The organism is Solidesulfovibrio carbinolicus, from assembly GCF_004135975.1.
Lineage (GTDB): Bacteria > Desulfobacterota > Desulfovibrionia > Desulfovibrionales > Desulfovibrionaceae > Solidesulfovibrio > Solidesulfovibrio carbinolicus.
On the sequence record NZ_CP026538.1, the window covers coordinates 2837002 to 2854966 of the forward strand.

A 17965-nucleotide genomic window follows, 5' to 3' on the forward strand; every position below is an offset into this window, starting at 1 on the left:
GGACGTAATGCTTCGCAAAAACGATCTTTTGGTCACCTGCAACAATGGCCGAACCGGCGGTCGGCCTCAGGCCGGCCAGAGTTCCCGGGCGCTGGCCGTCCACATGACGACGCCGCAGGCCACCTTGGCCGTGAGGCCAAAGACCTTGCCGTACAGGGCGCCCAGGGCGGCGCGCCGGGCCTCGGCGTCGTCGCGGCCATGCAGCCGCTCGAACATATAGCAGCCGAAAAACGCCCCGGCAACGGCCCCGAAAAGGGCTCCGAGGCCCAGGAAAAACGGCGCGCCGCACAGCGCCCCGCCAAAAGCGCCCAGAAAGCCGCCCAGATTGCCCTTGCCGCTGGCCCCGTAGCGTTTGGCCCCGAAAAGCTGGGCAAAGAGTTCCACCGCCTCGCCGGCCAGGGCCACGCACACGAGCAGGGCGTAAAACCCAAATCCCAGATGCAGTTCCGGGTGGAACACATCCCACAGGATGACCAGGCCCAGAAGCGCCCAGTTGCCCGGCAGGCCAAAGACGTGGAGCGTCAGGCAGCCGAGCAGGACCAGGAGGAAAACGGCCAGGGCGACAAGGCTCACGCCCCGCTCTCCCGCTTGTCCACCACCCGCGAGGCCTTGCCCTCGGTCTTGGGCAAGCTGTTGCGCTCCACCAGCTCCACCTTGGGCGTGACCAGGATCTCGTCGCGAAGCCGGGCGGCGATGCGTTTTTGCAAGGCCCCGAGCTGGCGCATGTCCTCGACGAAGAACTCGTCGCGGATTTCCACTCGTACCCGGATGTTATCGATGTAGCCGTCGCGCTCCAGCACGATCTGGTAGTCCTGGCCCACCTCGGGCATGGCCATGAGCACCCGCTCGATCTGCATGGGGAAGATGTTGACGCCCTTTATGATGAGCATGTCGTCGCAGCGCCCGTGCAAGCGGTCGATGCGGCGATGGGCCCGACCGCAGGGGCACTGTCCGGGCAGGAAACGGGTCATGTCCCGGGTGCGGTAGCGGATGACGGGCATGCCTTCACGGCCAAGGGTGGTCATGACCAGTTCGCCGAGTTCGCCCTCGGCCACCGGTTCGCCCGTGGCCGGATCGACGATCTCGGCCAGGTAGGCGTCCTCCCAGACGTGCATGCCGTTTTGCTCCTGGCACTCAAAGGCCACGCCCGGCCCGTTCATTTCGGACAGGCCGTAGGAGTTGTAGGCCTTGATGCCGTAGAGCTCCTGGAGGCGTCCCCGGGCTTCTTCGGTGTAGGGCTCGGCCCCGACCAGGGCGACGCGCAGGGGCAGGTCGCGGGGATCGACGCCGATCTCGGCGAAGATGGAATGCAGATACAGGGCATAGGACGGAATGATGTGGATGCCCGTGACCTTGAAGTCGGTGAGGAGCTTGATCTGGCGGTGGCTGTTGCCGGCTCCGGCCGGGATGGTCAGACAGCCGAGCTTTTCCGCGCCGTAGTGGATGCCAAGGCCGCCGGTGAAAAGCCCGTAGCCGGACATGTTCTGAAAAACGTCGGTGCGCCTCAGCCCAACCATGTACATGCAGCGGGCCATGAGCGAAGCCCACCAGTCCAGGTCCTTCTGGGTGTGGTAGATGACCGTCGGCGTGCCGGTGGTGCCGGAGGAGGCGTGCATCCGCACCATCTCGCTGTGCGGCAGGGCCAACATGGCGTCGGGGTAGCTGTCGCGCAGGTCTTGCTTGGTGGTAAAGGGGATGCGGCCCACGTCGTCCAGGGAATGGACGGATTCGGGATCAAACCCGACCTCGGCAAAACGGCGGGCGTAAAACGGCGATTGGGCTGCCTGGGCCAGGGAACGGCGCAGCCGGCCGATCTGCAGTTGGGCGATCTCGGGCCGGGAAAGGGCCTCGGCGGCATCGTAGCAATCCACGACATCTCCTTGCTGGCGAATGTGGGGAGGGACCCCCTTTTTGAAAAAAGGGGGTCCCTCCCCACACCCCTCCTCCCCTAAAAACTTTCCACGGGAGGGTTAAGTGACTTGTGTTGTGCCTTCGAGGCTATACCCCCGGCAGGGCACGGGTTCAAGGGGCGCGGGAGGAGAAAAGACTCAGCCCATGCCGAATTCGGACGGGGGCGGGATGTCGGAGAGGTTCTCAAACGCCGTGGATTCCTTGAGGAACAGCAGCTTCACCATGCCCGTGGGGCCGTTTCGCTGCTTGCCGATGATGACCTCGGCCACGTTGTCCTCGGGGGTGAGCTCTTCTTTTTTCTTATAGGCGGCGGCTCGGTAGAGAAAGATGATGACGTCGGCGTCCTGTTCGATGGCCCCGGATTCGCGCAGGTCGGACATCATGGGGCGTTTGTCGGCGCGCTCCTCGACCTTGCGGTTGAGCTGGGACAGGGCCACCACCGGCACGTGCAGCTCCTTGGCCAGGGCTTTTAAGCTGCGGGAGATGTCGGAAATTTCCTGCTCGCGGGAGTCGATGTGGCGCGAGGCGCGCATGAGCTGGAGGTAGTCCACCATGATGAGCCCCAGGCCGTGCTCGGCCTTGAGGCGGCGGCAGCGGGCGCGCAGGTCCATGGTGGTGATGGCCGGGGTGTCGTCCACGAAAATGGGCGAGGCGGACAGATGATTGGCCGCGTCGTAGAGCCGCGACCAGTCCTCGTCGTCAAGCCGCGCCCGGCGCAGCTTGGCCAGATCGACCTTGCCCCAGCAGCACAGCATGCGCTGCATGATCTGCTCCATGGACATTTCCAGCGAAAAAACGGCCGTGGGAATGGCCGACATGGCGGCGGCGCGCATGGCCACGTTCATGGCAAAGGCGGTCTTGCCCATGGACGGCCGGCCGGCCACGATGATGAGATCGGAGGGCTGGAGACCGGCGGTCATCTCGTCGAACTGGTAGTAGCCCGAGGCCACGCCGGTGACGAGTTCCTTGTTCTCCATGCGCTGTTCGATCTGCTCGAACACGTTGTGGATGATGTCCTTGGAGGACTTGAGCCCCTTGGTGGCCTTGGAGTCGGCGATGGAAAAAATGGCCTGCTCGGAGGCATCCAGAAGCTGTTCGGTGGTCTGGGCCCCTTCGTAGCAGCTGCTGATGATGTCCACGGCGGTGCTGATGAGCCGGCGCTGGACGGACTTTTCGCGGACGATCTCAGCGTGGTGGGCGGCGTTGGCGGCCGAGACCGTGGCCGAGGCCAGTTCGGCCAGATAGGCCGGGCCGCCGACCTCGTCGAGCTTGCCCGAGGCGCGCAGGGCTTCGGCCAGGGACACGAGGTCCACCGGGGCGTTGCGCCGGGCCAGATCAAGGATGGCCTGATAGATGAAGCGGTGGGCCGGGGAATAGAAATCGTCCTCGCCGATGACGTCGACGAGATTGAAAAGCGTGGCGTTTTTGAGGAGAATCCCCCCCAAAACCGACTGTTCGGCTTCGAGGTTCTGGGGGGGAACTTTTCGCAGGACGTCGGAAGAGACCCGCTCCAGGGCCTGCCCGGTCAGCGGTTCGCCGCTTCCCGAGCCGGCGGCTCTGGCGTTACGCGGTTTCTTCCGTGGAGTTTCCATCGGCTTCGGCCCGGGCTTCGGCCACCGGAGCGGCTTCGGCGATTTCTTCATCCTCGGGGCCGCCCTGGCGCACCACCGAGACCTTCACGGAACCGCGCAGCTCGGGCAGGAGCTTCACGGGCACATCGTAGTGGCCAAGGGACCGGATGGGTTCGGCCAGAACGATCTTCTTGCGGTCGATGTCGAAACCGAGTTCGGCCAGCTTATCGGCGATGATGGCGGTGGTGACGGAGCCGTACAGCTTGGCGCCTTCGCCCACGCGCACTTCAATGATGATGGCGATTTCGGCCAGACGGTCGGCCAGGCCCTTGGCGTCGGCGATCAGGGCGTCACGCTTGGCCTGGAGCTTCTTGCTCTCGTTTTCGAAACGGCGCAGATTGGCTGGCGTGGCCAACATGGCCAGGCCCTGGGGGATCAGATAGTTGCGGCCGTAACCGGGCTTGACCGAGACTTTATCGCCAAGGCGGCCCAGATTTTCCACGTCCGCGCGCAAAATGAGTTCCATGGCTTCCCTACCTTACATCTTCTTCAGGTGTTCGGCGCTGTGCGTGGCCGTGTAGTACAAGAGGGCCATCTGGCGGGCGCGCTTGATCTCAAGGGTCAGGCGACGCTGGCACTTAGCGCAGGTGCCGGTGATGCGCCGGGCGATGATCTTGCCGCGATCCGTGATGAAATCCTTCAGGATGTCCGGACGCTTGTAATCAACGGGCAGGTTCTTGTTGGCGCAAAAACGGCAGAACTTCTTTTTCGGGGTGAACTTTTTCTTAAAGGCCATGGCTAGGCTCCCTCAGGCACGTATTTGTCGGCAAGCTTGACGGTGATGAACTTCATGACGCCGTCGGTGATGCGCACAATGCGTTCGAATTCGGCGATGGCCGTGGCCGGGGCGGCGAATTCAAAACGGGTGTAGTGGCCGCGGGTCTTTTTCTGCACCGGATAGGCCAGATCCTTCATGCCCCACTCGTCAACGCTGAGCATGGTGGTTCCCTGGCGTTCGAGAACACCCTTGAGGTTCTCGACGATCTCCTGCCGATTGTCCGTCGCCAGCTCCGGGGAGAGCAGCAACAAGGCTTCGTACTTCCGCATGGTTCCTCCTTTTGGTCCATGGCCCTTCCTCCGGGACGGCTGTCCTCCGGGAAGAGCAAGGCGAAGGGGAGTCGTTAGTCGCCCACCCCGCTTTTGTCAAGCCCCAGGCGCGAAGACAACGGCCGCGACGCCGACGGTCTTGCCCCCGAAAACGCCGCCTTGCCAAGGCGACCGGCCCCGTCTACATAATCCCACGGCGCGTCCGCGCCAAGCGCCCTTGCCGGGCGGCCGAGGTAGCCATGCGCATCCGCGCCAAACTGCTCATCATCCTGCTTGCCCTGGTGCTACCGCCCCTGGTTGCCGTCAGCTACTACGCCCTGCGCGAGGCCCGGCTTCTGGGCGACGAACTGGCGACCCGGGCCGCCCAGTCCTTCAAGCATGCCGCCGAAGCCGAATTGGCGCTCATGGTGGACCTTATCGGCGAGGACGTGGGCGACAACCGGCTTTTGCTCGAACTGGGCCAAACCATGCTCGCCACGGACGCGGCCCGGATTTTGGAATCGCCAGTCCAGCCCGCTGAACCGGGACTTGCGCCGTCCATCAGCGCTCCGTCCGGGGTGGATGAGGCCCAGGTCCGGTCGTCCGGCGCGCCTCTGCTCCGCCTGGCTCCGACGTTTGCCACACTACAAGCCCGGCTTGGCGGCAACCTGCTGTGGGCCTACGTCGCCCTGCCCGACGGCGTCATGGCCACCGCCCCGAGCCATGGCCCCATGCCGGCCGGCTTCGACGCCCGCGCCCGGCCCTGGTTCCAGGCGGCCATGCACACGGACCACCTCGTCTGGACCATTCTGGTCGATGCCGCCACGGGCCGCCTGACGGCCACGGTTTCCGGTACGGTGCGCGGCCGTGAGGGACAGATTCTCGGCGTAGCCGGCGTCGATGCGCCCCTGGAGGCGCTGTTGCCGGAAAGCGATCTGTCGCGCCGCTGGGGCGACGGGGTGCGGGCTTCCTTCGTGCGCCTGGAAGCGGGCCGGCTGGAACTCATCGGCAATCGCGACTTCCTGGACCCGGCCCTGGGCTGGAAAACGCCGTTGACGCCGATGCCGCTGGCCATCGACAACGCCGATGGCCAGGCCGCCCTGGTCGCGGCCATGCAGTCCCATAAACCGGCGTTGGTGGCCCTGTCCGTGGACGGCGAGGACTATTTCGCCGCCCTGCGCCCCTTTACCGAGGCCCCGGCCGGACTCCTGGTGCTGGTGCCCAGGCAGGCCGTGTTGCATCAGGCCGATTCGGCCGAATCGGCCATCCTGAAACGCACCAAGGCCATGATGGCGGTAGTGGCGGGCATCACGCTGCTTGGAGCCGGCGCGGCCGTGCTCCTGGCCTTTTTCGGGTCCAGGGCCGTGACCCGGCCGCTGACCGGACTGACTGCGGCGGCCGGCAAGCTGGCCGAGGGCGACCTCGACGCCCGGGCTCCGGTGGGCGGCCGCGATGAACTGGGGCAGCTTGCGGCGGCGTTTAACGCCATGGCCCCGAAACTCGCCGAGCGGATGCGGCTCAAGCAGGACATGCTTTTAGCCAAGGAAGTGCAGCAAAATCTGCTGCCCAAGGCCCCGCCCCATCTGCCGGGCCTGGACATGGCCGGGGCGACGATTTTTTGCGACGAAACCGGCGGCGACTACTTCGACTATCTCAGCTTTGCCAAGGCTCCCCACGGCGGCTGCGACGTCATTGTGGGCGACGCCACCGGGCATGGCATCGCGGCGGCGCTGTTCATGGCCACGGGCCGGGCGCTGCTGCGCGGCGGGCAAGGGGTCGGCTGCGGCCCGGCGGAGCTGCTCACCCTGGCCAACGCGCTGCTGTGGCAGGACACGGCCGATTCCGGGCGCTTCATCACGCTGTATTTCCTGCGTCTGGAGGGCGGGGGGCTGGCCCCTTACGGTCGGCTGACCTGGGCTCGGGCCGGCCACGATCCAGCCATGGTCTACGACCCGGCTACCGATGATTTCATCGAATTGCTCGGCCCTGGCCTGCCCCTGGGCGTCCTGCCGGACCATGTCTACGCCGAACAGAGCTGCCCGGGGCTGACGCCTGGGCAGGTGCTGCTTCTTGGCACCGACGGCATCTGGGAGGCCCGCGACGCCGGGGACGCCATGTACGGCAAGGACCGGCTGCGCGAAGTGATCCGCCGCCATGCCGGCGGCACGGCGGCCGAGCTGGTGGCGGCCATCCATGCCGACGTAGCCGCTTTTCAGGCCGGCGCGCCCCGGGACGACGACATCACCGTGGTCGCCATCAAAGCCCTGCCCATCTGATTGCTCGCCCCGTCACGACCAGCCCAGCCCCCCCCTCCTCCTCCCCATGTCGGGAGGTCCAGGAGGGGCTGAGCCCCTCCTGGCCGCCGGAGGCATCTTCATCTTCTTCTTTTATTACAAAGATCTACAACCATTTTGCCCTTACCGCATTGCGGGGCGGCACGGCGGCGTAGCGCAGGGCCGGGTAGCCGAGCATGAGTCCGCCTTCGATGACGCAGCCTTGGGGTATGCCCAGGGCCTTGGCCAGGGCGGCGTCGTTGCGGGCGGCCCGCACGAGCAGTCCGGCCCAGCAGGTTCCCAGGCCCCGGGCCACGGCGGCCAGCTCCATGAAGGTGAGCGCGATGCCGCAGTCTGCCGCGCCGTAGGGAGCGTCGGCCGGGGCATAGGCCACGGCCAGAGCCGGCGCGCCGCGAAGGAAAGCGTCGCGGCCTTCGGTCCACATGGCCGAATATTTGGGTCGCGTGCCGGCGGCGGCGAAATACGTGGCGGTCTTGGCCGCCAGGTCGTGGACCTTGGCCGGATCGACGGTGACGCACCAGCCCACTTCCTGGGCATTGGAGGCGGTGGGGGCAAAGCGGGCCACGTCGAGGAGCGTTTCCATGGTTTCGCGGGCCACGGGCATGTTCTTATAGGCCCGAATAGAGCGGCGGCCGCGCAACATGCCGTCCACGATCTCGGGGTCGGGCCAGTGGCGCAGGGTCTTGGTCATGGCCGCCGGATCGACCCGGCTGATGGTCAGGGCGGATTTGGGGCACACGGCCACGCAGTGGCCGCAGGCGATGCACAGTTTTTCTTCGGCGACCACGGGCCGGCCGTCGGCGCCGGCTTCCAGGCAGCCACTGGGGCAGACGACGGCGCACAGGCCGTCGGCGTTGCACCGCTCGTTATCCAGGGTCAAAAATGGCATGGCGTACCTCCGGGAAAGCGCCCGCTTGGTCAGCGCAGCGCCAGGATGGAGCCAGGGTATGCCCCTTGGGCGGTTTTGCAAGCAGGCACGGAAAAGTAGCGTGATACCCTGCGGGGTACCGTACCGGCAGGCTGTCGGGGCAACGGCGGCGTCCCTGCCGGTAACGACATAACGGGTTTTTTTCTTGAATCTTTTTGCTCTTCGACGTATGTCTGGCAAAGTCGTAATGGGGAGGCTTCATGCGTGCTTTGGTAGTGGACGACGATCCGGCCAGCCGGCAAGTGCTGGCGGCCCATCTGGGGGGCTTGGCCGACTGCGTGCTGTGCGAGTCGGGCGCTTCGGCCGTGTCGGCCGTGGCCGAAGCCATTGTCGAAGGCCAGCCCTTTGACGTGGTTTTTCTCGACATCATCATGCCCCATATGGACGGCCACGAAACGTTGGCGCAGATCCGCGAGACCGAGGAAACCGCCTGCCTGCCGCCATCCGAACGGGCCAAGGCGGTCATGGTCACCTCCATGGATGACGAAGCCAACACCTTAAACGCCCTGTTTGACGGCCAGGTCGCGGCCTATCTCATCAAGCCGGCCAACCGTTCCCAACTCCTGGACAAGCTCTCGGTCCTCGGCTTGCTGCCGTCCTAAGAACTATCCCGGGAACGCCTTGCCTTCCGTCGCTCCCAAGCGGCGGCCGCAATCTTCGCCTTTGGCGCGGCTGTGCCATTGCTCCGTCTCCCGCTTCGTGCCGCATTCAGGCGCGTTTCGCGGTCAAGAGGTGAAACCAGTGGTTTTCGTTCATCTTCTCGCCTTTCTTCAAGTGGCGTGACAAGGCCGTACCAACGAAGCCTCCAGGCGGTTTGCGGCGGCGTGTCCCAGGCCCGCCCAGGTTCTCAGAAGTCTTCCTGGACCCCCGATAAAAAATGCCCGGCAGGACCATGGTCCCGCCGGGCGTGAGAGTTGCATCAGCCGTCCCTTGATGGTCAGCGCAGATATTTGAGGAAGGGGCTGTCCGGCGTCAAAAAGAGCCGGCTGTTTTTGGCGAAGGCCTTGCGGTAGGCTTCCAGGCTGCGGGTGAAACCGAAAAAGTCCGGGGACTTGCTCACGGCCTCGGCCCACACGGCGGCGGCCTCGGCGTCGCCCTGGCCGCGCAGCACCTCGGCCTGGCGCTCGGCTTCGGCCAAAAGCACGGCCCGTTCCTTGTCGGCGCCCGACTTGATCTTCTCCATTTCTTCCCAGCCCTCGGACCGGTAGAGCTTGGCCTGGCGCTCGCGCTCGGCCTGCATCCGCCCGTAGATGGCCTGGGCGTTTTCCGGCGGCAGGTCGGTGCGCTTGATGCGCACGTCCACCACTTCGATGCCGTAGGGCGACAGCAGCCGCGAGGACTTGGTGGTCACCTCGCCCATGATGACGTCGCGCTTGGTGGAAACGACGTCGAGCAGCGTATACTGGCCCAGGGCCACGCGCAGCTCGGCGTAGATGATGTCGTCCAGGCGGGCCGTGGCCCGGGACAGGGTGCGCAAGGTCCGGTAGAACTGCAAGGGGTCGGTGATGCGCCAGCGGGCGTAGTTGTCGACCACCAAATTTTTCTTGTCCAGGGTCAGCACTTCGGCCGTTTTGGCGTCGTATTCCATGAGCCGGGCGTCGAAGTAGACCACGTTTTGCACAAAGGGCAGCTTGAAGTGCAGGCCCGGCTTGATGGGGCCGGCCACGGGCTTGCCGAGCTGCAGCACGATGGCCGTTTCGGTCTGGTCCACCACGTAGAGGGATTGGGAAACGGCCACAGCCACCAAAAAGGCGACCACGATCCCAATGACAAGCGACGTTTTCACTGAGCGCCTCCCTTGGCCTTGGCCGGTCCCGCGGACGGGGCGGCCGTGGTTTCAGGGGCCTTGTGTCCGGGCCTTACCGCTTCCAGGGGCAGATAGGGCACGGCCTGCCGGGCCGCCTCGTCGCTCATGATGAGCTTGTCCAGCTCGGGGTTGGCCAAAAGCGTTTCCATGCCTTCGATGAAAAGGCGCTGCCGGGTCACGGCCGGGGCCTTGTCGTATTCGGTGCGAAGGGCCGTGAAACGGTCCGCGCCGCCCTTGGCCCGGCGGATGACCTGCTCCCGGTAAGCCCCGGCCTCGTTGATGATGGCCGCCGAACGGCCCCGGGCCTTGGGCAGGATGTCGTTGGAATAGGCGTCGGCCTCGTTGATGAAGCGGATCTTGTCTTCCCGGGCGCTGGCCACGTCCTTGAAGGCGTCCACCACCTGTTTGGGTGGATGCACGTCCTGAAGCTGCACAGCCACCACTTCCACGCCGCAGTTGTACAGCTGAAGCATGGCCTGAAGCACGCGTTTGGTGTCGTCTTGGACCGTGACCTTTCCCGAGGTGAGCACGGTGTCGATCTTGGCGTCGCCGATGACCTCGCGCATGGCCGCCTCGGCCGCGCTTTTGACGGTTTCGTCCGGCCGGTCCACCTTGAAGAGGTAGTCCACGGGGTTGCTGATTTGATACTGGACGATAAACTGCACATCGACGATGTTTTCATCCCCGGTCAGCATGAGCGATTCCTCGGGCACGGCCCGGGACTGCGTGGTCATGCCGTCGCGGGAGGAGGAACGGAAGCCCACTTCCACCCGGCGCACCTGGGAAACCTTCGGGGTCTTTACGGTCTCGATGGGAAACGGTAAATGGTAGTGCGGCCCCGGTCCGGTGGAATAGGCGTAAGCGCCAAAGCGCTGCACCACGCCGGCTTCGTCGGGTTCCACGATGTAGATGCCGCTGGCCGCCCACAAGAGCGCCAGGACGCCGATGATGATTTTGGGGCCGCCAGGCAGCCGTTTTTTCATATCCGACAATCTGTCGGCCAGGTCCTCGCCAAGCCGTCCAGGGTCCGGAATCGGAGATCCCTGGCGGCGTTTTTGCTCCGAGAGCTTGTCCCAATCCCAGTTCATCCTGAACGAATAGGGGACAACATGGGGGCAGGTCAAGGGACGGCCGGACGTAAAACTTACCTTCGCGCACAGGAGACCGCATGAAGCCGATCACACCCGCGCCGTTTCGGGCCTATGACATCAGGGGAATCGTCGATGCCGACTTCGACCAGGAGTGGGTGGAACGCCTTGGCCGGGCATTGGGGACATTTTTCCTGCGCCGGGGCCACAGCCAGGCCGTGGTCGGCCACGACTGCCGTCTGACCTCGCCGGGCTACCAGGCCCAGCTGGCCGCCGGACTGGCCTCCTGCGGCCTGGACGTGGTCTGCCTGGGCATGGTCCCCAGCCCCGTTTTCTACTACGCCGTCAAGGCCCTGGGCCGCCGGGCCGGCGCGGTGGTGACGGCCAGCCACAACCCGTCGGAATTCAACGGTTTCAAAATCTGGTCCGGGGAAACCACCATCCACACCGACGACATCCGGGAAATCTACGACATCATGGCCGCCGGGGAATTTCCCTCGGGCGCGGGCATCGTGTGCGAGCACGACATCAAGCCGTCGTACATCGAACACGTGGCCGAGCAGATGGTGCTGCCCCGGACCGTCTCGGTGGTGGTGGACGGCGGCAACGGGGCCGGAGGGCTTGTCTGCTGCGACGTGCTGCGCCAGGCCGGGGCCCGGGTCACGCCCCTCTACTGCGAGCCCGACGGCCGCTTCCCCAACCACCACCCCGACCCGGTCATCCACAAAAACATCGCCGATCTGGCCGCCCGGGTCGTGGCCGAGGGCGCGGATTTCGGCGTGGGCCTTGACGGCGACGCCGACCGCATCGGCGTGGTGGACAACACCGGCCGGCTGCTCTACGGCGACCAGCTCCTGGCCATCTACGCCCGGGCCGTGCTCCAAAACCACCCCGGGGCCACGGTCATCGGCGAGGTCAAGTGCAGCCATCTGCTCTATAAAGACATCGCCGCCCACGGCGGCGATCCCCTCATGGCCGCCACCGGCCATTCGCTCATCAAATCCAAAATGCGCGAAACCGGGGCCATCCTGGCCGGCGAGATGAGCGGCCACATGTTTTTCGCCGACCGCTACTACGGTTTCGACGATGCCATCTACGCCGCCGCCCGGCTGGCCGAGATCGTGTCCGCCTCGTCCACGCCCCTGTCCGAGATGCTGGCCGACTGGCCGGCCACGGTCAACACGCCGGAAATCCGCGTCGATTGCCCCGACGCCATCAAGTTCGCGGTGGTGGACAAGGCCAAACGGCACTTTACCAATGGTTACGACGTCATCGACGTGGACGGTGTGCGCCTGACCTTCCCGGACGGTTGGGGACTGCTGCGCGCCTCCAATACCCAGCCGGCCCTGGTGGTGCGTTTCGAGGCCGAGAACGAGACGCGCCTGGACGAAATCCGCCGTCTCATCGAGGAACCGGTGGCGGCCTGGATCAAGGAGCTTTCCTAGGGTCGCGCCCCGATCATGCCCGTGTCCGCCGGACGGCCGGCCGCAACCCGGCCCGGCCGTCCGGCGACTCCCCGTCAACGCCCCGGAGGAGACATGCGACACGCCTTCCCGCCCCGCCTGCTGGCCGTTCTCGTGGCTCTGGCCGCCTGGACAGCCCCAATCCGAGCCCTGGCCCAGGACTACCGGCCAAACGCCGCCCTGGGCGAACTGCTGGCCCACACGCCCTACGTCAAAAGCGGGACCAATCCCGGCGGCAAAAACGTGTTGGAAAACAGCTGCATCTACAAGGACAGCTTCTCCATCAGCCCGTCCAAGGAGGTGCTGGAGCGCTGCGACGTGGCCGGAGCCGTGGCGGAATTCACGGCCAAAAACGGACCGCCCGATTTGGTGTCCGAGGCTCCCGGCGGCAAGAAACTGCTGGAATACCGCCTGCTGCACGGCGGCAACAGTTACTTTGTCAAGATCTACGTGGCCTGCGCCGGAGGCAAGACCGAGATCTTCGCCATCGCCGAGTGCAAGGAGGAAAAAAACCGGGTCAAACCCGGACCGCCCAAGGATGACCGCTCGTTCTGGAAGAAGATGCTGCCCTAGCGGCCCGGCCGTTGAAAAATGCGGCATGGCAAGGACGCGCCGGAATACTCCCTGCCAAGGGGCCAAGCTCGCCTCGCCATTTGCTCCCGGGCGCGATTGGGGCTATAGGACGGTGAAACCAGACCACCGGACACCACCGCATGCGCATATTCAAATGGCTTTTCCTGCTCGCCCTCCTCACCGCCGGGGGCTACTTCGGCTACAAACACTACACCAAAAAACCCGAGCCGCCCCGGGTCATCGCCACGGCCGAGGCCAGCCTGGGCAACGTGCGCAAGGTGCTGGAGGCCACGGGCATCATCAAGGCCCAGGTCGGGGCCATCGTCAAGATCGGCGCCCGAGCCACAGGGACGATCAAGGAAATGAACGTCAAGGTCGGCGACGAGGTCAAGCGCGACCAGCTCATCGCCGTCATCGACTCCCGGGAGTTGCGCTCCCAGCTTGATGAAGCCGAAGCCAGGCTGGCCCGAGCCAATGCCGAGCTGTCCCAGGTCGAGACCGTCTACCCCCGCCGCATCGCCGAAGCCGAGGCCGAACTGCGCCTGTCCCAAGCCAAGTACGACTACGCCGCCTCCACCCTCAAGCGCCAGGACGAGCTTTTCCGCAAGGAACTCGTGGCCCGCGACGTTCTGGACGCCGCCCGCCGCGACAATCTGGTCAGCCAAAACGAGGTCCTGGCCCGGGAGGCCTCGCTGGTGCGGGTGCGCACCGAATTCGAAAAAGAGCTCATCAAGGCCCAGCGGGCCAGGGACGAGGCCCAGGCGGTCATCGACTCGGCCAACACCAAGATTTCCTACACCCGCATCGTCAGCCCCATTGACGGCGTGGTGGCTCTGGTCACCTCCCAGGCCGGCGAGACCGTGGTGGCCGGTTTGCAGGTGGCCAACCTCATCACCGTCCTTGACCCCAGCCGCCTGGAAATGTGGATCTACGTGGACGAGACCGACGTCGGCCAGGTCAAGGCCGGCATGGCCGTGGAATTTCGGGTGGACGCCTACCCGGGCACGACCTTCAAGGGCAGCGTCAACCAGATCTACCCCCAGCCCGAAATCCGCGACAACATCGTCTACTACCAGGCCCTGGTGCGCCTGGACCCGGCCGAATCCACCAAGCTGCGGCCGGAAATGACCACCCAGTGCCAGATCGTGGTGCAGGAGAAAAAGGGCGTGCTGGTCATTCCCAACGCGGCGCTCAAATGGATCGGCGACAAGCAGGTGGTCTTCGCCGTGGCCGAAGGCGGTGGCGTGCGCGAGGTACAGCCCAAGCTCGGTCTGGAAGGGCTTAACGAAACCGAGATACTGGAAGGCCTCGCCCCGGGCGAGAAAGTGGCCACCCAGATCGTGCTGCCGGGACTGGCCGCGCCGACGATAAACGCCCCCAAGGCCAACCGTCCCGGCGGCGGCCGATGACCGGACAGACGCCCCCCGGCCAGGGCGAGCCCCTTATCCGCCTGACCGACGTCACCCGAGGCTACGTCATGGGCGGCGCGACCAACACGGTGCTTTCCGGGGTGACCCTCGACATCGCGGCCGGCGAATTCGCGGCCATCATGGGGCCGTCAGGTTCGGGCAAGTCCACCCTGCTCCACATCCTGGGCCTGCTCGACCGCCCCACCTCCGGCAGCTACCGGCTGCGCGGCCGGGAGACCGGCACGCTGTCCGACGACGCCCTGTCCCATCTGCGAAACCAGGCCATCGGCTTCGTCTTCCAGAGCTTTTATCTCATTCCCTACGCCACCGCCCTGGACAACGTGCTGCTCCCGGGGCTCTACAGCGACGCCCCCCGGGCCGCACTGACCCGGCGGGCGCATGAACTCCTGGAAAAGGTCGGGCTGACCGCCCAGGCCCGGCACAAGCCTTCCCAGCTCTCCGGCGGCCAGCAGCAGCGCGTGGCCCTGGCCCGGTCGCTCATCAACAATCCCGACCTCATCCTGGCCGACGAACCCACCGGCCAGCTCGATTCCGGCACCAGCCGCGAAATCATGGAACTCCTCGCCGCCATCAACCGCGACGCCGGCAAGACGGTCATCGTCGTCACCCACGACCCGGACACCGCCGCCTACGCCCGCCGCCAGATTGTCGTGACCGATGGCCGTGTGGCGCGTTCTTAGCCGCTATCCGCGCCTGCTGTGGCGGCTGCAGGGCATGGCCGGCCTGGCCCTGCTCGCCCACAAGGCGCGCAGCCTTTTTGTCGTGGCGGCCGTGGCCATGGGTATCGCGGCGCTCACCGTCATCGTCGCCTCGGTGGACGGCGCGCGGCGAAAGGCCCTGGAAATCGTCGATTTCTTCGGCCCGGACGCGGTGCTGGTCCTTGGCGGCGACATCGAGAACCGACCCGTGGGCCAGCGCACAAACACCCTCACCTGGTCCGATGCCCGGGCCATTGCCCGCTCCTTGCCCGGAGCCTACGCTGTGCTGCCCATGCGCTCGGTGCGGGCCGTGACCCTGCGCTACGGCAACAAGAACCATGAGGCCCCCACCGTGGTCGGAGCCACCGAGAATTACGCCGCCACCTGGAACTGGCCCCTGTCCGAAGGCCGCGACCTGTCCGAAGAGGACATCGCCCGAGGAGCCAAGGTGGCGCTTATCGGCGACGCCCCGGCCAAGGCCCTTTTCGGCGACGCCTCGCCCATCGGCCGCACCGTCATGGTCAAGAACCTGCCCGTGCAGATCGTCGGGCGGCTGTCCTACCGGGGCTTTACCGGCGGCGGCTCGGACGTGTCCGTGGACGACCGCCTCATCATGCCCATCTCCACCCTGACCCAGCGCTTCAACCTGGACCGCAACTACTTCCGGGGCCTGCGGGTGCGCTTCCATGACCCGGACCTCATCGGGGTCCACATGGAAAACCTGCGCGCCCTGCTGCGCCATGAACACAAGCTCGGACCGACCATCCCCGACGACTTCACCATCATGTCGGCCAGCGAAATTCTCAAGTTTCTTACGGCGTTTACCGGCGGGCTGGTGGCCTTTCTCGGGGTCACGGCCGGGGTGGCCATCCTGGTCGGCGGTTTCGTGCTGGCCAACCTCATGTTTCTGGGCGTCAGCGAACGGCGCGTGGAGATCGGGCTGCGCAAGGCCGTGGGGGCCACCTCCGGGGCCATCCTCATCCAGTTTCTGTCCGAGGCCGTCTACCTGACCCTGGCCGGGGCCATCCTCGGCGTGGGACTCGGCGTGGGCCTGGGCGAATCCCTGTCGCGCCTGGGAATGTTGGAGCTGCGCCTGTCGCCCAAGATCTTTGTCCTGTCCCTGGCCGCCGCCCTGGCCATCGCCCTGGCCTTCGGCCTGCGCCCGGCCCGCAAGGCGGCCGGTCTCGACCCCATCGAAGCCCTGCGCGGCGGCGGCGAATAGCCGGCCACCATCGGGATAGGGGGGAGCCTTGCGGCTCCCCTCCTCCCACACCACCGTGCATACGGGTCCGTACACGGCGGTTCGGCAAGTTAAGCGTTCACCTGGCACCTAGGGTTGGCAGTCCGAGTGAGGCAAAATAGCTGTTGGGCAGAGCGATGCTCAGGGCCGGGCTTCGGCTGATATGCCAAGGTCCGAGAGGACTTCCGGCCGTTTGAGCGGCAAGGTCTTTACCTACGCCCCTTGACCTCAGTTCAGCAAACCGCTTCCGCCCCCGTTTCCACTGCCGCCACAACACGCATCGCAAGCGACGCCTGAGCCATGAGTCCAGGCCTTTGAGCACTGATTTCGCCTGGCAGAATCCAAAGTACCCGATCCAGCCGCGCAGGTAGACCGATAGACGTTCCACCGTCGTTTCGATACTCCGTCCCGTACCGGACAGTTCACGGATTCTGCCTTTGAACCGCTTGATCGCCTGCGGCGCTATCCGCCGTCGCGGCTCACTTCCGGCCGTAAAGCTGACTCCGAGAAACTTCCGCCGGGCTGGCCTGTCCACCGCACTTTTCCCTGCGTTCACCTTGAGCTTGAGGCGCTTTTCCAGAAAACGGCTGATGCTGTGCATTGTCCGCTCTCCGGCCCGCCTACTGCGCACGTAGATATTGCAATCATCCGCGTAGCGCACAAAGCGGTGGCCGCGTCTCTCAAGTTCCCGGTCCAAGACGTCGAGCACGATGTTCGACAACAGCGGCGAAAGGGGACCGCCTTGCGGCGTCCCTTCGTCCGTCGGGCCTACGAGCCCTCTCTCCATCACCCCCGCGTTCAGGAACGCACGGATGAGCCGGAGCATGCGTTTGTCTTCCAGCCGCTTGGCCAAAAGCCCCATCAGGATGTCGTGGTTGACCCGGTCGAAGAACTTCTCCAGGTCGATGTCCACCACGAAGCGCAAGCCCCGAGCGATGTGCTCCTGGGCCTGGCGCACCGCCTGATGGGCCGAGCGCCGGGGCCGGAAGCCGTAGCTGTGCTCGGAGAAGGAGGGATCCAACAGGCGCTGCAAAACCTGCATCACCGCCTGTTGCACGAATCGGTCGAGTACGGTGGGAATGCCGAGCTTGCGTTTGCCGCCATCCGGCTTGGGAATCTCCACCCGGTTCACCGGGCTGGGCCGGTACGCGCCCGTGAGAAGCCGTTGCCTGATGTCCGGCCAGTGCTCCTTGAGGTAGTCCGTAAGCTGATCCACGGTCATGCCGTCGATCCCCGCACTGCCCTTGTTGCCCTTGACTCGCTTGAGCGCCTCCCGGAGGTTTGCCCTCTCGCAGACCGCTTCCATCAAGTGCCTGGTTGACGCCGGGCTTTCGGTTTCCTGTGCCGCCATGGACGTTTCGGTCCCTCCAACAGGCATCCTCGGGGCTTCACCCCTGCTTTCACCCGCCAAGGCCGGTCTACCGGTATTCCGCCGCAAAACGCCATGAGACATAGGGCCTACTTACCGCTCCTTGCCGTTTGGCCCTTCGGCTTGCGCCTACTATGGCCTCTGCTGACTTCCGCGCCACGATCAGGCGGCATTGCTGCCGCCTCAGTCTCGATTCCGGGACATGGCGCGGACCTCCCGAGGTAAGCACGTCCGCCTTCCCCGCACACCCGCCGGATATACAGCCATGGGCCTTGATGGATAGGGACTTCGCGATCTCATGCCCGCTCGTCCGCCCATGACTGCCTCGTATCCGGTTCTTGTTCATCGGGTCGCGGTTTTGCTCCAGGCTTCCTTCAGACCCCGCCTCACGACGACGCCCTTGCCCTTCGCTAATCCTTCGCCTCCATCAGGCTGGATAGAGGACTTGCACCTCCAAGCTGACGCGCATGCTCGGCACACATGAAAAAGGCCGGACGCGTTCCCGCA

17 protein-coding genes are annotated in these 17965 nt (G+C 65.4%); 7 read left to right on the plus strand and 10 right to left on the minus strand.

Going from position 1 to position 17965, the window contains the following annotated elements; genetic code table 11:
* Positions 1–66 precede the first annotated feature (66 nt).
* From C3Y92_RS12725 to rpsF, 6 genes are all read right to left on the minus strand, one after another.
* The gene (locus C3Y92_RS12725) at positions 67–573 is read right to left on the minus strand and encodes a DUF456 domain-containing protein (RefSeq protein ID WP_129353087.1); all 507 of its coding nucleotides are present in this window, start codon (positions 571–573) and stop codon (positions 67–69) included.
* Entirely contained in the window at positions 570–1871 is a 1302-nt protein-coding gene (locus tag C3Y92_RS12730; RefSeq protein WP_129353089.1) for a phenylacetate--CoA ligase family protein, read from the minus strand. The genes C3Y92_RS12725 and C3Y92_RS12730 overlap by 4 nt, the downstream gene beginning before the upstream one ends.
* 177 nt (positions 1872–2048) lie before the next feature.
* Positions 2049–3503 (minus strand): replicative DNA helicase, encoded by a 1455-nt coding sequence (gene dnaB, locus C3Y92_RS12735; RefSeq protein ID WP_129353091.1) that lies wholly within the window; start codon positions 3501–3503, stop codon positions 2049–2051.
* Complete coding sequence (rplI, locus tag C3Y92_RS12740; protein WP_129353093.1) at positions 3475–4008, minus strand: 50S ribosomal protein L9; 534 nt, start codon at positions 4006–4008, stop codon at positions 3475–3477. Before rplI ends, dnaB begins: the two co-directional genes overlap by 29 nt.
* A 12-nt stretch (positions 4009–4020) precedes the next feature.
* On the minus strand, positions 4021–4278 hold the full coding sequence (gene rpsR / locus C3Y92_RS12745; protein ID WP_006921086.1) for a 30S ribosomal protein S18: 258 nt from the start codon (positions 4276–4278) through the stop codon (positions 4021–4023).
* Between the two features lie 2 nt (positions 4279–4280).
* Positions 4281–4589, minus strand: coding sequence for a 30S ribosomal protein S6 (gene rpsF / locus C3Y92_RS12750; RefSeq protein WP_006921087.1), 309 nt, complete (start codon positions 4587–4589; stop codon positions 4281–4283).
* A 239-nt stretch (positions 4590–4828) separates the two neighbouring features.
* Between rpsF and C3Y92_RS12755 the strand changes: the two genes are divergently transcribed.
* On the plus strand, positions 4829–6844 hold the full coding sequence (locus tag C3Y92_RS12755) for a SpoIIE family protein phosphatase (RefSeq protein WP_165352112.1): 2016 nt from the start codon (positions 4829–4831) through the stop codon (positions 6842–6844).
* Between the two features lie 124 nt (positions 6845–6968).
* Here the strand turns inward: C3Y92_RS12755 and C3Y92_RS12760 are convergent, their stop codons facing one another.
* Positions 6969–7751: a nitroreductase family protein gene (locus tag C3Y92_RS12760; RefSeq protein ID WP_129353097.1), complete on the minus strand. Its 783-nt coding sequence runs from the start codon at positions 7749–7751 to the stop codon at positions 6969–6971.
* Positions 7752–7990: 239 nt separating this feature from the next.
* Here C3Y92_RS12760 and C3Y92_RS12765 point away from each other — a divergent pair, with 239 nt between their 5' ends.
* Positions 7991–8392 (plus strand): response regulator, encoded by a 402-nt coding sequence (locus C3Y92_RS12765; RefSeq protein ID WP_129353099.1) that lies wholly within the window; start codon positions 7991–7993, stop codon positions 8390–8392.
* Positions 8393–8727: 335 nt separating this feature from the next.
* On the opposite strand, the gene hflC is transcribed toward C3Y92_RS12765, so the two are convergent.
* Both hflC and hflK read right to left on the minus strand, forming a co-directional pair.
* On the minus strand, positions 8728–9576 hold the full coding sequence (gene hflC / locus C3Y92_RS12770) for a protease modulator HflC (protein ID WP_129353101.1): 849 nt from the start codon (positions 9574–9576) through the stop codon (positions 8728–8730).
* Positions 9573–10685: an FtsH protease activity modulator HflK gene (gene hflK, locus C3Y92_RS12775; RefSeq protein ID WP_129353103.1), complete on the minus strand. Its 1113-nt coding sequence runs from the start codon at positions 10683–10685 to the stop codon at positions 9573–9575. Before hflK ends, hflC begins: the two co-directional genes overlap by 4 nt.
* A gap of 80 nt (positions 10686–10765) precedes the next feature.
* Between hflK and C3Y92_RS12780 the strand changes: the two genes are divergently transcribed.
* The 5 genes from C3Y92_RS12780 (at position 10766) to C3Y92_RS12800 (ending at position 16071) form a co-directional block, all read left to right on the plus strand.
* A complete protein-coding gene (locus C3Y92_RS12780) occupies positions 10766–12130 on the plus strand; it encodes a phosphomannomutase/phosphoglucomutase (RefSeq protein ID WP_129353105.1) in 1365 nt (454 codons plus the stop codon).
* Between the two features lie 93 nt (positions 12131–12223).
* Positions 12224–12721: a hypothetical protein gene (locus C3Y92_RS12785; protein WP_129353107.1), complete on the plus strand. Its 498-nt coding sequence runs from the start codon at positions 12224–12226 to the stop codon at positions 12719–12721.
* A gap of 140 nt (positions 12722–12861) precedes the next feature.
* Positions 12862–14130 (plus strand): efflux RND transporter periplasmic adaptor subunit, encoded by a 1269-nt coding sequence (locus C3Y92_RS12790; protein WP_129353109.1) that lies wholly within the window; start codon positions 12862–12864, stop codon positions 14128–14130.
* Positions 14127–14831 (plus strand): ABC transporter ATP-binding protein, encoded by a 705-nt coding sequence (locus C3Y92_RS12795; RefSeq protein ID WP_129353111.1) that lies wholly within the window; start codon positions 14127–14129, stop codon positions 14829–14831. Before C3Y92_RS12790 ends, C3Y92_RS12795 begins: the two co-directional genes overlap by 4 nt.
* On the plus strand, positions 14809–16071 hold the full coding sequence (locus C3Y92_RS12800; protein WP_129353113.1) for an ABC transporter permease: 1263 nt from the start codon (positions 14809–14811) through the stop codon (positions 16069–16071). The genes C3Y92_RS12795 and C3Y92_RS12800 overlap by 23 nt, the downstream gene beginning before the upstream one ends.
* Positions 16072–16168: 97 nt before the next feature.
* On the opposite strand, the gene ltrA is transcribed toward C3Y92_RS12800, so the two are convergent.
* Positions 16169–17440, minus strand: a complete 1272-nt coding sequence (gene ltrA / locus C3Y92_RS12805) for a group II intron reverse transcriptase/maturase (protein ID WP_207213993.1) — start codon at positions 17438–17440, stop codon at positions 16169–16171.
* Between the last annotated feature and the right edge of the window lie 525 nt (positions 17441–17965).